Origin of the sequence: Candidatus Flexicrinis affinis (genome assembly GCA_016716525.1) — a bacterium.
Taxonomy (GTDB): domain Bacteria; phylum Chloroflexota; class Anaerolineae; order Aggregatilineales; family Phototrophicaceae; genus Flexicrinis; species Flexicrinis affinis.
In genome coordinates this window covers 1-15,044 of the sequence record JADJWE010000010.1, presented here as the reverse complement: position 1 = coordinate 15,044, position 15,044 = coordinate 1, and the positions used below count along the sequence as shown (strand labels likewise).

Annotated in this window: 10 protein-coding genes and 1 pseudogene; 3 read left to right on the top strand and 8 right to left on the bottom strand. The window is 62.4% G+C overall.

Annotation, left to right across the window (positions count from 1 at the left end):
• Window positions 1-14 precede the first annotated feature (14 nt).
• Entirely contained in the window at window positions 15-398 is a 384-nt protein-coding gene (locus tag IPM16_22260; GenBank protein MBK9125830.1) for a response regulator, read from the bottom strand.
• Window positions 399-828: 430 nt separating this feature from the next.
• On the opposite strand from IPM16_22260, the gene IPM16_22255 reads away from it, so the two are divergent.
• From IPM16_22255 to IPM16_22245, 3 genes are read left to right on the top strand one after another with little or no spacing between them, the layout of a single operon-like run.
• The gene (locus tag IPM16_22255) at window positions 829-1,755 is read left to right on the top strand and encodes an ATP-binding cassette domain-containing protein (protein ID MBK9125829.1); all 927 of its coding nucleotides are present in this window, start codon (window positions 829-831) and stop codon (window positions 1,753-1,755) included.
• Window positions 1,742-2,998, top strand: a complete 1,257-nt coding sequence (locus tag IPM16_22250; protein ID MBK9125828.1) for an ABC transporter permease — start codon at window positions 1,742-1,744, stop codon at window positions 2,996-2,998. The genes IPM16_22255 and IPM16_22250 overlap by 14 nt, the downstream gene beginning before the upstream one ends.
• A gap of 2 nt (window positions 2,999-3,000) precedes the next feature.
• Window positions 3,001-4,266 carry an ABC transporter permease gene (locus tag IPM16_22245; GenBank protein MBK9125827.1) on the top strand — a complete coding sequence of 422 codons (1,266 nt, stop codon included), beginning with the start codon at window positions 3,001-3,003 and terminating at the stop codon, window positions 4,264-4,266.
• A 257-nt stretch (window positions 4,267-4,523) separates the two neighbouring features.
• On the opposite strand, the gene IPM16_22240 is transcribed toward IPM16_22245, so the two are convergent.
• From IPM16_22240 to IPM16_22210, 7 genes and pseudogenes are all read right to left on the bottom strand, one after another.
• Window positions 4,524-5,807 (bottom strand): GAF domain-containing sensor histidine kinase, encoded by a 1,284-nt coding sequence (locus IPM16_22240; GenBank protein ID MBK9125826.1) that lies wholly within the window; start codon window positions 5,805-5,807, stop codon window positions 4,524-4,526.
• A 671-nt stretch (window positions 5,808-6,478) separates the two neighbouring features.
• Complete coding sequence (locus tag IPM16_22235; GenBank protein ID MBK9125825.1) at window positions 6,479-7,258, bottom strand: hypothetical protein; 780 nt, start codon at window positions 7,256-7,258, stop codon at window positions 6,479-6,481.
• A 143-nt stretch (window positions 7,259-7,401) separates the two neighbouring features.
• A complete protein-coding gene (locus IPM16_22230; protein MBK9125824.1) occupies window positions 7,402-9,663 on the bottom strand; it encodes a peptidoglycan DD-metalloendopeptidase family protein in 2,262 nt (753 codons plus the stop codon).
• 92 nt (window positions 9,664-9,755) lie between these two features.
• Window positions 9,756-10,856 carry a hypothetical protein gene (locus tag IPM16_22225; protein ID MBK9125823.1) on the bottom strand — a complete coding sequence of 367 codons (1,101 nt, stop codon included), beginning with the start codon at window positions 10,854-10,856 and terminating at the stop codon, window positions 9,756-9,758.
• Window positions 10,857-10,906: 50 nt separating this feature from the next.
• Window positions 10,907-11,368 (bottom strand): hypothetical protein, encoded by a 462-nt coding sequence (locus IPM16_22220; GenBank protein MBK9125822.1) that lies wholly within the window; start codon window positions 11,366-11,368, stop codon window positions 10,907-10,909.
• 228 nt (window positions 11,369-11,596) lie between these two features.
• Window positions 11,597-13,560 (bottom strand): annotated as a pseudogene (gene cadA / locus IPM16_22215) (cadmium-translocating P-type ATPase).
• 257 nt (window positions 13,561-13,817) lie between these two features.
• On the bottom strand, window positions 13,818-15,044 hold a 1,227-nt coding region (locus IPM16_22210), incomplete at its 5' end, for a hypothetical protein (protein MBK9125821.1).

The window sequence follows — 15,044 nt, the reverse complement described above, 5'->3', positions numbered from 1 at the left end:
GAAACCGTTAGGCGTTAGGACCGTGCAGCCTTGATCAACGCGCGCACTTTGGCGATCAAATCGGCGTGGAGCACGGGCTTGATGAGGTAATCGTTGGCGCCGGCGTCAAGGCCGCGCCGGATGTTGTCCTGATCGGCCATCGATGACAGCATGAGGATCGGTGTGCGCGAGGTGTCTCGCCGCTGGCGCAGGATCGTCGCCAGCCTTACGCCGTCAATCCCCGGCATCATCAGATCGAGGATGATCAAGTCCGGCGTTCGCAGGCCCAGCGCGGCAAGGGCCTCGTGGGCGTCGTAGACCTTTACTGGTTCGAAGCCTTCGCGTTCGAGCATGATGCCCAGCAGCGAAAGCGCGCTGTAGTCGTCATCAACGATCAAGACCGTCGGTCGTTCCGTCACGCGCGAGTCCTTCGTGGTTCACCGGCCATCCCAACCCTCACAGATTGGGGATCAGGCCACCAATTTCGCTCAATCCCAACGAAACCCTAACGCCTCGAAACTAGTATAAGAATCAGGCGTTTCTGCTGGGGATGCGTCGATGGTTTAGTTTAGCGCAATTCTTACTAACTGCGAATGTCTGCGCGGTGCGCACATTCAAGCGTCCCTCAACGACCTCGACTCCTCCGCATTCTCTCCGGGATGGAGATGTGCATACAGGCAGAGGTGAGGTTCGAAGCACGGGTCGGGACAGCGCCACAAGCTCGCAGTTCAATTTTGACAACCGTCGCAGCCCGGGTATAGCCTAGGTTAGCGCGATTGCACGTGAAGAAGGGGCAGGGCAGCAGTCGCCCTGCATCCCTGAGTGGGGGTCTAGCGAAAGGGACATCTCATGACGGACAGCGTTATTGGTGTAGAGCGCGTTTTCAAGTCGTACGGGACGTTCAGGGCCGTTTCGGACCTGACGTTCGAGGTCAAGCGCGGCGAGATTTTCGCCATGCTTGGGCCCAACGGCGCCGGCAAGTCCACGACCATGCGCATGATTCTCGACATCATCAAGCCGGACAACGGCAGCATCAGCGTGTTCGGCCACCCGCTCACGGACAAGGCCAAAGATCGCATCGGCTACCTGCCGGAAGACCGCGGCCTGTATCGCAATGTGCGTGTGCTCGAGATGATGACATACCTCGGTCGCCTCAAGGGGATGTCGACGCACGACGCGAAGGCGCGCGCGCTCGAACTGCTCGAACACCTCGAGATGTCCGAAGTCGCCAAGAAGAAGGTGAGCGAGCTGAGCAAGGGCATGCACCAGAAGATCCAGTTCGCCGTGACGGTGATTCACCGGCCCGAGCTGATGATCGTGGACGAGCCGTTCAGCGGCCTCGATCCGCTCAACACACGCGTACTGATGGACCTCGTGCGTGAAATGCGCAATCAAGGGACGACCGTCGTGATGAGCACGCACCAGATGTCACAGGTCGAGGAGCTGTGCGAACGCCTGCTGATGATCAACAAAGGCGAATTGGCGCTGTACGGCGAGGTCGAGGAAATCCGCCGTCGGTACGCAGACAACGCCATCGACATCGAAGGCACCGGCGACTGGAGCGCGGTCCCGGGCGTCGCCAGCATTGACCACAACGGCAACGGTCGCGGTGCCACGCTGCACCTGAAGCCGAACGTTACGCCCAACGATATGCTGGCGGCTCTGGCCGCAACGCCGGGCGTCAACGTCGAGAAGTTCGCGTTGGCCGTGCCGCGCCTGAACGACATCTTCATTCAGGTGGTGGAGGAGATGGGGGTCGGCCGTGAACATCAATAAGATCCTGCTGATCGCGCGGCGCGAGTTCATCCACAACGTACGCCGGCCAGCGTTCCTATTCGCTGTGTTCGGGACGCCACTGATCGTCGCGATCTCGTTGGTTCTCAGCATTGGTCTGACCAGCAACGAGAACGACATCTCGGCCTTCACGCCCGTTGGCGTCGTGGACGCGTCCGACGCGCAGATCCTTGCCGCGCGCCTGACGCTCGAAGACAACCCGGACACGTTCGTGTATCTGGATGACCGCACCACCGCCGATCAAGGCATGGAAAACGGCACGATCAAGTCGTTCATCGAAGTCACGCCGCTGTACATGCAGACCGGGCGAATCAACCTGTACACACGTCTCAACGCGCCGGATGCGCTGTACGACGCCGTCGACTCGCTGATGCTTGCGCATTTGACCGCCGGTGTGACGAATCCGACCGCCTTGAGCCTCGTGCGTCAGGCTCCCGACTTCAACGTCACGGTGCTGGACGGTAATCGCACCTTTAGCCGCGACAGCATATTCTTCGTCTCGTTCCTGCCGATCATCTTCGGCTTCTTCCTCGTCCTGTCGTCGGTCACGACCAGCAGCTTCTTGATGAGTGGGCTGGTTGAGGAGAAGACGAACCGGATCATGGAGATTCTGGTGACGTCGGTGAAACCGATGGAACTGCTGGTCGGCAAGCTGATCGGAATGTGCGTGCTGGGCCTGCTGCAAGTCGTAACGCTGCTGGTGGCCGCTTACGTGGGTATCAGCATCGCCAACCAGCAGAACATACTCAGCGGCTTCGAACTGCCGCCCGACTTGGCTGTGTTGGCGCTGGTGTACTACTTCCTCTCGTACGTGCTGCTGGCCGCTATCAGCATCTGCATCGGCGCGATTGTCGGCTCGGAACAGGAGTCGCGTCAGTTGTCGGCCATCATCATCCTACCGGTGATGATCCCGTACTTGGCGTTCTTCACGTTCCTGATGGATCCCAACGGGGCGCTGCCGGTGGCACTGTCGTTGATCCCGGTCACCGCGCCTATGGCCGTGCTGATGCGCGTCGGCATCACGACTGTTCCGCTGTGGCAGATTCTCGTGAGCATCGCCGGCTTGATCGTCGTTAACGCGTTCGTGTTGTGGCTCTCGGCACGTATGTTCCGCTGGGGCGTGCTCAGCACCAACAAGATGCCGAACTTGCGTCGAATCGTTCAAATCATCCTCGGTCGCGCTCCCGCGCCTGCACCGAGCCAGCCGAAAGCGGAGGTCGCCTAGCCATGACCAACATCTTCCGTGTCATGCGTTACGAGATGTGGCGCACGCTGCGCCGCAAGGGCTTTCTATTCAGCACGTTCGGCCTGCCGCTGATCCTGTTTGCGCTCTCGCAATTCTGGCAGTTTCTCGCCCCGACACCGGCGGATATCGTGCGCCAGACCCAGCAGATCGCTGCTCAGTTTGACGGTCCGGAGCGTGTTGCTGTCGTCGACCTCAGCGGGCAGCTCAGCGATGTCCAGATCGACGAGGTGACGTACATCGCCACCGAAGAAGAAGCCCGGGCCGCGCTGGATGCCGGCGAATTCGATACCGTGTACATCGTGCCGGCAGACTATGCGGAAACCGGCATGGCGCGCCAGATCATCCCGACCATCTCGCTGGACGGAATCAGTGCCGGGCCGCTGCGCTCGTTGGCGGTGCTGGAACTGCAAGGCGAGCTTGATCCCGCCGTAATCGACCGCATACGTCAGCCGAGCGTCATCACGCAGATTAACCTCACCGAACTCGAGAACGGCGGCAGCAACGCACAGTCGGACTTGTCGGCCGAAGAACGTGAAGAAGCGAACTTCGCGGTGATCTACGTATTCGCCATGCTGTTCATCATCACGATCTTTACCGGCAGCGGTTACCTGATGCAGAGCGTCATCGAGGAGAAGGAGACGCGCGTCATCGAGGTGCTGATCACGTCCGTACGCGCCAGTCAGCTGCTCGCCGGCAAGGTGCTCGCACAGGCGGTCATGGCGCTGATGCAAATCGCTGTCTGGATCGGAATGGGCCTCATCCTGTTCATGCTGCAGGGCGACTTCCTGCGTCAGAACCTAGGGTTCCTCGCCGGAATCGTGATCCCTGTCGAAGCACTTCCGATTCTGCTGGTGTACTTCTTCCTCGGGTACTTCATGCTCGCGGCGTTCTTCGGCATGGTCGGTGCCTTGAGCAACTCGGCCACGGAAGGTCCGCAGCTCGCGTCGGTCATCATTATCCCGGTGATGATCCCCCTGTTTGCGGCGCCGGCGTTCCTCGCCGACCCGAACAGCGCTGTAGCGGTGATCTGCAGCTTGTTCCCGATCACCGCGCCGCTGGGGATGCCGATGCGCATGCTGCTCACCAACGTCCCGTTCTTGGAAGTTGTGCTGAGTATTGGCCTGCTCGTCGTCTCGCTGGTTGGGATTTACTGGCTGGCCGGGCGCTTCTTCCGCGTGCAGACCCTGCTTGCAGGTCGTACGCCGAAGCTGCGCGAAATCCCTCGGCTCGTCTTCGGCCGGGCGTAGTACGCCAGATCACTTCAAGGGGTTTACACCCATTGACCCTGAGACCGCGAAAACGGCACGTGTACGTGCCGTTTTCGCGGATCCGGAGTCCAGATGGCGAAAGCCCTTTGGCGGGGTATGGAGCAGCACCCTAGGGAACGAACCTGCCCTCAAGCCCGAATGTCGACACGCACGCTTTCTATGGCTTAGCAGCGTTCAACGAGCGATGGAACTGACAGATTCTCATCACTCAGCACCCATCACTCTCAACTCAGCGTTTACGTGGCCTGCGGCAGCGCGATCGTGAGTGTCGAGCCGCGGCCCAGCCCTTGGCTTTCTGCCCAGATGCGCCCGCCGCACAGTTTGATGACGGTGCGCGCCACGCTCAGACCGATGCCCAACCCGCCGTGCGCGCGCGTCATGTGGTCTTCGACCTGAAAGAACTCGTCGAACACACGCTCGATGTTTTCGGCGGTGATTCCCACGCCGGTGTCTTGCACGCTGATCCATACTTCGTGCGAGCGCGGCTTGGCGTCGATGGTGATTGTGCCCGGCGCCGGGGTGAACCGCACCGCGTTGTCGAGCACGTTGCTCAGCGCCAGCATCAGGCGGGCCCGATCGGCCTTGATCGCTAAGCCGTCGACGGGCTCGTACAGCTTGACATCATGGACCGCCGCAGCGGGCATTGAGGCAACTTCGGCAGCAAGGTCATGCCGCAGCGTCGCCAGATCGATCGGTTCGAGGTTCATGTCGGCGATGTTGGTGGTCATATAGCGCAGCGTCGCCATGCTGTCCAGGATCGACCGCAGATGCAGCGCACTGCCCATGACCGTATCGGCGTATTCGGCCGTTTCTGAATTCGACGCATCTTCTTTTAGAAATGTTGCGTAACCAATGATAATACCTAACGGGGTGCGAAGTTCGTGGCTTGCGATGCTGATAAACGTGTCTTTGAGCCGGTCGACTTCAGACAGCTCGCGGTTGGCGGTGCTGAGTGCCATCAGCAGACGTGCCACCTCGATGGCGACCGCGGCCTCTTGCGCCAACATCATCAAGACTTGTTCGTCGCGCGGGCTGAATGGCGGCCGTTTCTTGTTGACAACTTCCAGCACGCCGATCACGCGACCGCGCGCAATCATCGGGACGCCCATCAACGATCGCGTTTGAAACCCGATGTCTTTGTCGACATCTTTGTAATGCCGGATGTCGCCAGCCACATTGTCGACTCGATGCGGAAGCCGAGTCTGGAATATGGTTCCGGCGATGCTCTCCATCGGCACGACCGTTCCGATCAACGTTGGTGCATTTGGGTTATTGCTGTTGGTACTTGCGAAATACAGTTCGTTGCGGTTTTCATCCCACAGCAGCACCGCGGCGGATTCGCAGCCCGTCAATCCCGCGGCCGCATCCATGATCGTTGACAGCAGACGCTCGGGCTGTGGATCGGGACTGAGAAGTGTGTCGTTCAGCCATGTCGTTACGTCCAGCAGCTGACGCAGCGATGCAACCTGCGTCCGCAGCCGTTTCACTTCATTTTCAAGATCGCTCGGATTGGATGCCATCTGGGAGCTGCCCGTCCTTCAAGCCGTAATTCTAGCGTGTATCGTGCAGCATCACATGCGCTTTGTTATTCCATATCATCTTCAGGCAATTTATCTTGTTTTCTTTTAGTAGTACGTAGTAGGCACTGTCGACATGTCGACAACTTTAGCGCAGGTCGTTTTTCCCTGCGATATATATCACCAGTTATCACAGAACCCGCAAGTTATCCCCGGTTATCGACAGGGTTTTTCCCTAATGACGGCAGAGTCGGGCATGTGGGTTTGGGAAAATCTGTCGACAGCGCATGTCGGCTGACATGCCAACTCTCGACAGACTGTAGACAACCGGTGCTGCTGCGGTCAAGTTGTCGACACAGCCCCAGAGTCGTATCGACAGCCTATCAACAGCAATCGACATGTTATCGACAGAGTTGTCGACATGTCGACAACTTCCGCCGCTAATTCCCCTACTCGACTTGGGATAAACCGACCCCGATTCTGCGATATATTTCGCAGATAACGCAATATCCCAAACGGCATTGGGATATGCCACGGGAAGAAAATTGGGAAAACCCCGCAGTTTGGGAAATAAAGCCTTAACGCGCGCCCTCAATTTAACGGCACGTTAAGCGCAGCGACTCTTGACTCGCGGCCGTTTGGGAAATCGCGTTTGCGATTCCGCCCTGCCCGACTCACCCCTTGAGCTGCGGCTCCAGCGTGTGGAACACGCCGCGCAGTGTCTCGAGCAAGTCCTCGTCCGGAAAATCGCGCGCGACGAGCTGGTCGTAGTCGATCACGACGCCCGTCCATCCTTCGGTATGCCAATGCGCCAGCGACGGCAGCGGCGCGCCCAGCAATCCGTCCGGCATCGGGTGCGCGTACGCGTAGACGTACGGCCGTGGAAGCCCCGCGCTCCCCGGCGAAAAGCCGAAATTGAGATGGCGCTCGCTGTGCTCGTCCGGCGTGTGATTGGGAAAGAACAACTGAGACAGGTCGAACCCGTGCGGCCACACCACCAGCGGCGTCACCGCCCCGAACCAGTCGGCGCGAAGCTGCATCATCGCCACGGCGATCCGCCACAGCGCCTCACGGTATTCGCCGCACAACGTAAGGTCGAACGCGAGCGGCGCATCGTCTTCGACCGCCGCGACCGAGTCGTCGAGCGCGTGGCCAGCCTCCCGCATCAAGTCGAGCAGCTTGGCGCGCAGGGCGGACGGCGACATCCCGGCAAGCTCAATCACCCACAAGTGCTGGCCGGCAGCATAGCGTACTTCCGCTTGCTCGATGTGCAGCTCCAGCGCGCCAAACGACAGGATACCGGTCGATAGGCCGAATTCGCGCACGAACAACGGAAGATGCAGCGCGTTGGGCAGCTTGGGCATGACCGCCTTCCGAAACAGCCCGACCACCTGCGTCGCACGATGAAGCGCGTCCTTCGTGTCCGTCCACTCGTTCAGTTCGGGCATGGGCATCACGGCGACATCTCCTTGGCTCAGATTGTGGAGGCTCCGCCTTCAGACCTCCGCTAGGGGTGTAAACCCTTTGACCCCATCTCTGCGGATCGGGAGTCCAGAGGGCGAAAGCCTTCTGGCGGGGTTTGGGGCAGCGCCCCAACCTACGTAGCGTGCGGACCGATGAGCTGTTCGCGGCCCTTTTGCTGAAGCTCGAGAATCGGCTGATCGAACGGCGTCTTCCACTGATCCCACGCGACACTGCTGTAGAAATGCTTCGTGTAGTCCTTCCAGCGTCCAAGGATCTGGTTGCGCATTTCGTCCGGCATCAGCAGCATCGGATTGACGATCTGATTGCGGTAGCGCACCTCGAGATGGACGTGGTTTTGTCCGCCGGCTTCGATCCGTCCCAGCACGGTATCCGGATGGACGGTCGCGCCCGGATCGAACTGGACCGGATCGGCCAAATGGCCGTAGATCACCATGAATGGACCGACGCGCACACGGCAGAAGTTCGGCGCGTATACCTGCGTGTCGGTACGCACGTCGATCACGGTGCCCTGCACGCCGGCGACGACTGGCAGCGCGCGGTTGGTGCCATAATCGAACCCGCCGTGCAGTCCCTGACAGTAGTTGTACCAGTACAACTTGCGCATGCGCAGGTTGTAGGCGAAGCGCGTGTTGCCGAAGTACTGGATCCACTGCGTATCGCTGAGGGCAAGCGGGTGACGGGTGAAGATCGGCAGCGGGTTGAAACCGCCGGTGGACGGCTTGCGCGTGAGGGCTTTGAGCGGCTGCATGAAGATGCGTGTGCCGCCGATCGGGCGCTCGACCGACCAGCCCTGCGGGTGTTTCCACCACACCATACCGCCACGCGCCTGCCGCGACGCCGGCTCGATCACGATCTGCTCGCCGTTGAACAGCGTGCCGGTGCGCTCGGCGGCGACGTCGGGATCCTTGCGGATGGTAATTGGCCCGTCGATAACCTCGAAGAAGCGATACGGCGTGCCGTCCGGCCATGTGCCGGGCTGCGGCAGCGGCGGGTTGAGCATCGCGGGGACGCGCGCCATAAACAGCCCGCGGTTGTCCACGCGGCGCTCGACCGACCAGCCGAGGTGATGGCGCCACCACACGAACTCGTCGGCGATGGTCATCGACTTCGGGTCGACCTCGATGGTGACGTTCTCCGGCAGTTCGCCGATCTTTTCGCTCGACGCGGACGGATGGGTACGGATGGTGATCGGACCGGCGACGACCTTGAAGATGCCGACAGGCACATCCGGCATCGTGACGACCACATCTGGCATCATCACGTCGCTGGGGATCATGTAGACTTCGCTGCCGTCTGCGGTGCCGACGGCCGACCAGCCCCGGCTGTGGCGGTAATATGCATAACCGCCGCCGATTGTGCGCGATCCCGGCGCGACCTCGATCACCATCTCGTTGGCTATCTCGCCGAGCCACTGGCTGGTCGGGTCGGGGTACGACCGGATGCTGACCGGGCCGTCAACGACCTTCAGGAAGCGGTTTTCGTTGGGCACGACCGCGGGGTTGTCAGGCTTCGGCACTTCCACCGGCGGCGCTGACTGGTTCACGACCTTCATAAACACCTGCGAGCCGTCCAGCGTGCCTTCCGCGCTCCAGCCGCCGCTGTGCTGCCAGTACACGTAATCGCCGTTGATCGTGCGCGAACCGGGGATGACCTCGATCGTGACGCCTTGCGGCAGTTCACTCAGTTTGCGGCTGGTGACGTCGGGGCGTTCGCGCACGGAGACCGGCCCACGCACAACCTGCATGGTGCGAACAGTGGTCGACTCGGCCAGCGCAGGCAGTTCGACCGCGATCGGGTCGGGCACCGCGTCGATCGTCTGCGACTCGGCTTCTTCTTCGGTCACGGTCGGTTCGTCGGGCGCGGGCGGAGCCACCGGCTTGAGGGTGACTTCGCCACCGCCGTCGGCGCTGTCGGCGGTCCAGCCCGCGGCGTGCTTCCACCACACGAATCCATCGGCCAACGTGCGGCTTGCCGGATCGACAGCGATCACGGCGTTTTGCGGCAGTTCGCCGGCGCGCGCCGCGTGGATGCTCGGCTCGGCCCGGACCGCCAGCGGCCCGCCGACGACCTCGAAATACTGCGGCTGCGTGGACGGGGCCGGCTCATCGGCGGGGAGCAGCACGACGCTGGGGTCATTGAGCGCAAGGGTCTCGGCAGCAAGCTGCATGAAGACGGCGTGTTCTTCGAGGCTGCGCTCGACCGACCAGCCGAAGCGGTGCTTCACCCAAATGAACCCGTCCGCTTCGAGGCGCTTATCCGCCACGACCTCGACAATCGCACCGGTCGCCAGCTCGCCCAAGCGGCGGGCTGCGGTATCCGGCTCGCTGCGAACGTTGAGCGGACCGTCGACAACTTGCATGAACTGGCGTGCCATAACCGCCCCTGAGAGTGCTGATGCGTACGTGACGATTAGCGGATTATACCGTCACCCGGCGGGCACGGCGAAAGGCGCGGGGAACCCGCCGGTCAGGGTCGGCGTAGGAACTGCTGGCGGGTCTGGCGTGTCACCTCGAGCTGCTCGGGTGACATCAGGCTCCAGAACGCGTTCGACCCGACCACCTGCCCGTCGTACGTTGCGGCGTAGCGCGCCAGCAGGTCGAAGAACGCCGCATCGCCCAAATCGCGGCGGAGCTGCCCGAGCATCCGCACGCCGTTGAGATACACCGCGTTGATGTATTCGCGGATCGACGTGAACTCGTAGACCGTGCTGTCGACAAAGCCGGTCGGGGCGTAATCCTCGACGCGGAACTGCCACCACCAGTCCGTCAGGTTCGGATAGAACTGTTCGAGGAAGATGTGTTCGCTGTAGGTCGAAAGGGCCTCGTCCAGCCACGGCGACAGCGCCGCGTCGCTGCCGACCCGCGTATACCACCACTGGTGTGCCACTTCGTGCACGGTGATCAGCGTGAGGTAGCCGTCCGGCTTGCCGGTGTAACGCTCGAACCACGTCGAACTGACGAACACGAGCCCGCTAAACTCCATGCCGTCGGGGAAATCGCCCTGTATCACGAGGAAGCGATCGTACGGATACGGCCCGAAGCGTTCGGTGAACAGTTCGAGGCTGCGCGTTGCCATCGCCAGCGCATGATACGCCGCGTCGACCGGCCCATCGGCCGTCTGGATTTCGGTGTCGCCCAGCGTGTACAGCGCGACCTGTACGCCTGTCACCGACTCCTGCTCGGCCACCACGAACCGATCGCTCAAGCTGAGCGAGTAGTCACGGGCGCGCTGCAGTGTCCCACGATAGCGCCCGTCGCCGAGGTCCTCGACATCGCCCGGCGCCGCGACTATGACGTCGTCGGCATTGGTGAGCGTGATCGTGACATCCCAGTCTGCGATGTCCAGCACGTTCTGTTCGCCGGCGAAGAACGCCTCACGGGTGATCCACGCATCGCTCACGCGTAGCGCCAACGTCGGAAGCCAATGGCCGAGGTTGATCTGCCGGTCGCCCGAACTGAAATAGCCGCGGAAGCTTGCCGCGCCGGTGCCGATGGGCGGGACGGTCATGCTGTACGTCAGCTCGACCTGAACCGCGCAGCCCGGTTCAAGCGATTCGCCAAGCTGCACCGTCAGCCGCCGGCCGGTCAGGCCCGTAGTCGCTTGCCCCGCTGACGGCGTCAGGCTGAAACGCGTTCAGCCAGTAGTTCGGCTCGATGTTGAAGACCAAATCGCTGTGAGGCCGTCCCGGTGCGGTTGACGTGCCGCACGAGGTGGCGCGCTTCGATGGCCCGTTCGCCATAGTCGATCGTCGCAGACACGGTGTGGGCAGTGGCCGGCGCGTCGTCGGGGACCTCGCAGCCCAACGCGCCAAGCGTCACGTCCGAGCCGTCGGGCGTAGTGTCATCCGCGGCAGGCGTGACCGCCTCGGTCGCCTGTGCATCGGTCGACTCGGGGGTGCTGGTCGCGGTCGACGGCGTGCCCGGGCGGGCGAGTGTCGGCACCGGGGACCCCAGCGCGATCTGCGCTTGGAAGGTCGTTGCCGTCGGGACGGCGGTGGGTGCCGCCTGTGACAAGGTACACCCGCACAGCATTACGGCGGCCAAGATCGCGAGTGGTCGGCGGAACGGTCGATGGATCATGCGCACAATCCTACCCGATCGCACGCCGCGGTTACAGGCACATCCATACCCAGTCGAGCAAGCGGCGGTTTGTCATTGCTGCGGAGGCTTCGCATCTACCTCACCCCCTCCAAAGGGCTTGCGCCCACTGGACTCCCCTTATCTGCGGGTTGAGCCGCACGCGGCTCAACTCCGCGAGTAAGAGGTGCAAGTGCAGACTCCTGCCGGGGTTTGGGGCAGCGCCTCAATTCACGACGCAGCAGGCATGCGGGTTCCGGCCTGGGCTGACTTTAGGGTGGGGAGCAGCAGAAGCTGCACCAGTCCGTTGGTGACGACGATCACAGTGCTGCCTTCGTGGCCGAGTACACCGAGCGGCAGCGCCAGACCGACGGTGAAGGCGGCGATAACGAGGCCGACCATCACTGACAGTGAGAAGATGATGTTCTGCCATACGACACGGCGCGCGCGGCGGCTCAGGTCGATGGCGATGGCGAGGCGCTCGACCTTGTCACCCATCAGCACGAGGTCGGCGGTCTCGAGCGCAACGTCGGTCCCCGCGGCGCCCATGGCCACGCCGAGGTCGGCAATCGCCAGAGCGGGTGCATCGTTGACGCCGTCACCGACCATCGCGATGGGGCCGTACTGCGCACGCAGCGTCTCGATAATCGACGCCTTGTCCTGCGGCATTAGCCCGGCATGTACCGCGTCGATCCCGACTTGTTTGGCGATCAGGTTCGCAACACGCGGGTTGTCACCGGTCAACATCACGGTCGTGAGCCCCCTGCTGCGCAGCGAGTCGACCGCGTGTTTGGCCTCAGGGCGCAGTTGATCGGCCAGCGCGATCAGGCCGCGCCAGTGCCCGTCCCAAGTAATCCCGACAACCGTCTTGCCTTCGCCCTCAAGGCGCATCGTCTCGGCGTGAACTTCGGCCGGCACGTGAAGCTGCTTGGCCATCGCCTGCGGGCTGCCGATCCAGATGTCCTGCCCATCGGCGACGGCATGCAAGCCTTGGCCGGGTACAGCCTCGAAATCGGTCACGGTGATGCGCGCAGTGACTTCCGGGTCGGCCGCTTCGGTGATCGCCTTCGCCAACGGGTGCTCGGAGCGCGCTTCGACGGCCCCAGCAATCGCGAGCACGTCGGCGCGATCTACGCCGTTCAGCGGCACGATATCCGTGACGGCGGGCTTGCCGGCGGTCAGGGTGCCGGTCTTGTCAAATGCGACTGCCTTAATGTCCGCCAACTGCTCGAGGTAGGCACCGCCCTTGAACAGCACGCCGGAGCGCGCCGCCGACGCAATCGCCGCGATGAACGACGCCGGTACACTGATCGCCAGCGCGCACGGGCTGGCCACGGTCATCACCACCATGGCGCGGTAGAAGTTATCGCCGAAATCGGCGCCCAGCAGCGGCGGCACGACGATCAGCAGTGCAATGAAGCCGAGGATCGCGACCGCATGGCGTTCTTCGAACTTGTCGAGGAAGCGTTCGGTCTGTGCCTTATTCTCGTTGGCCTGCTCGACCATGTGGACGATGCGCGACAGTGTGCTTTGCGACGCCAGCGCGGTGACTTCGACATCGAGCACCCCTGCTTGTTGAGGGTCCCCGCAAATACCGTGTCGCCCGGCAGCTTGTCGACGGGGATCGACTCGCCGGTGATCGGCGATTGATCGACCGAGGAACGTCCGTCGCGCACGACGCCATCGACCGGGATACGCTCGCCCGGCTCGATCAGCACGAGGTCGCCAATGCGAAGCGCGTCCAGCCCGACGACTTCTTTGCTTCCGTTGCGTACGACCGTCGCTTGCTCGGGGTACAGCTTGAATAGACTGGTGATCGCCTTCCTGCTGCGGCCGATGGCGTAATCCTGCAGCACGTTGGAGAGAGAGAACAGGAACAGCAGCGTCGCGCCCTCAATCCATGCCCCGACCGTTGCCGCGCCCAGCGCCGCGAGGATCATCAGCATGTCGACGTCGATGCGCCGCTCGCGCAGGCTGCGAATCGCGCCGAGGGTGCCGAACCATCCGCCGGCCAGATAGGCGATCACGGCGACGACCGTGATGAGCAGGTGTGAGACGTCGGTCCGTTCAAGGATGCTGCCGACGATCAGCGCAATGAGGGTGACGACGACGAGGCGCGGCTCAATCCATTCAGCAGTGAGCCACACGGGGCGCGCCGAACTGGGCGCATCGGTTGTCCGTTGTGCTTCGGCCATAATCATGCGGTGGAACCTTTTAACCAGAGTTAAACACGACAATCAATAAGATAAAACGTAATTTAACCTAGTTTAACTCACGCTATAACGGTCTGTCAATATAACCAAGCAGGCCAACTGCCACCCCAAAACTGGGGAGAATCAAAGCGCCCCGGCCAACATGGCCGGGGCCTGACTTTGGCACTTTGAAGAGAGTCGTTGTCGGTAGACAGCGGCTATTTTGTGGGAAGCGGGCCCGAAAAGGTGGAACAATCGGGTCAAGATCGGGCGGCGGCAAAGACCGCGTTGCGTAAAGCGCGTGCGAGGTGCTGTTTTTCACGCGAGTTAGGCGGTGTCGAGGAGATCACGGGGTGAAAAACGTGCGTTTGCCAGAAGGCGGCGCGGTAGGTTCGCCAGAGCGTGGTCAGCGACCAGCGTTGGGACCCGCGCCACCAGCGGGTGGGAACGGTGCTGGCACGGGTCAAGCCCAAGGTCCGGTAGCCTGCCAACAGCAGCACGGCATAAGCCCAGGCCGACCACTGGACGGAAGCGACGGCCGCATATGGATTGAAGCACTGCTTGTTACCCAGCCCGAAACTGGACTTGAGCTCGCGGTGGCACACCTCAATCTCCCAGCGTTGCCACGCCCAGAACAGCAGCGTGGCGAGCGGAAACGGGAGGTGCCAAGACCCATCGGCGGCGCACTGGGCATTGACCAGAAACGGCAGCGGGTCGCGCTGGGTGCGGGCATTGGCCTTGCCGCGCACCACAATCAGGAACAGCGGACAGTCGGGGGCACCGCGACGCAGCACGACACCTTGCACTTTGACCTGCAAGTGGCGCTGCCGCCCACGCACATCCAAGGTGAGTTTCTGCCACCCTCGCCGTTGCCGCCACAGCGCCTGCGGCGTTGCCGCCCGCGGCCCATACTGAGGTTGCCGTCCGCGTCCGCGCTCACGCGGGGTCGGCAGGTGGTGCAGCACCCGGTTTCTGGCGCTGCGGGCCAGGAGCGTCACGCCTGCGGGCAGCCGCTGCCACAACGCCGCGTTGTCATACGTGCCATCTCCCACACACAGCACCTGCTGCCGTGCCCGCCCACAGTGCGTCAGCGCCTGCCGCAGCCAGACCAAGAAGTCGTATGCCGCCTCACTCTCGGTCTTCGCTTCATGGACCCGCGGCTGTGACTTGGCCGTGAAGGCCGGTAACCAGCGGATCGGCAGCGCGCGACTGTAGCCACCCTCAGCCGGCATCAGCCAACTGCCATTGAACCAACGCTGGGCCGCGTGGATCCCGACCTTGAACGGCGGGGTGCGCAGGTTGCGTAACCACCCGCTCCCTTCCAGTTTCCGGCTGCTGCGCGGCGTCTGCGTCCCATCCACCGCCACCACATACGGCTCCTCTGCCGACACCGCTCTCAGCGTCTGCTCAAACATCACCTCACTGGCTGCCTCGTAGCGGAACCGCCTTTGACTGAACACCCGATACCAACTGCTCCAGTCCGTCTC

Bases quoted from the DNA above. Each gene is read 5' to 3' on its own strand.
- IPM16_22255 (MBK9125829.1), top strand. From the start codon at position 829: ATGACGGACAGCGTTATTGGTGTAGAGCGCGTTTTCAAGTCGTACGGG.
- IPM16_22235 (MBK9125825.1), bottom strand. From the start codon at position 7,258: ATGCCCATGCCCGAACTGAACGAGTGGACGGACACGAAGGACGCGCTT.
- IPM16_22230 (MBK9125824.1), bottom strand. From the start codon at position 9,663: ATGGCACGCCAGTTCATGCAAGTTGTCGACGGTCCGCTCAACGTTCGC.
- IPM16_22220 (MBK9125822.1), bottom strand. From the start codon at position 11,368: ATGATCCATCGACCGTTCCGCCGACCACTCGCGATCTTGGCCGCCGTA.
- IPM16_22245 (MBK9125827.1), top strand. From the start codon at position 3,001: ATGACCAACATCTTCCGTGTCATGCGTTACGAGATGTGGCGCACGCTG.
- IPM16_22240 (MBK9125826.1), bottom strand. From the start codon at position 5,807: ATGGCATCCAATCCGAGCGATCTTGAAAATGAAGTGAAACGGCTGCGG.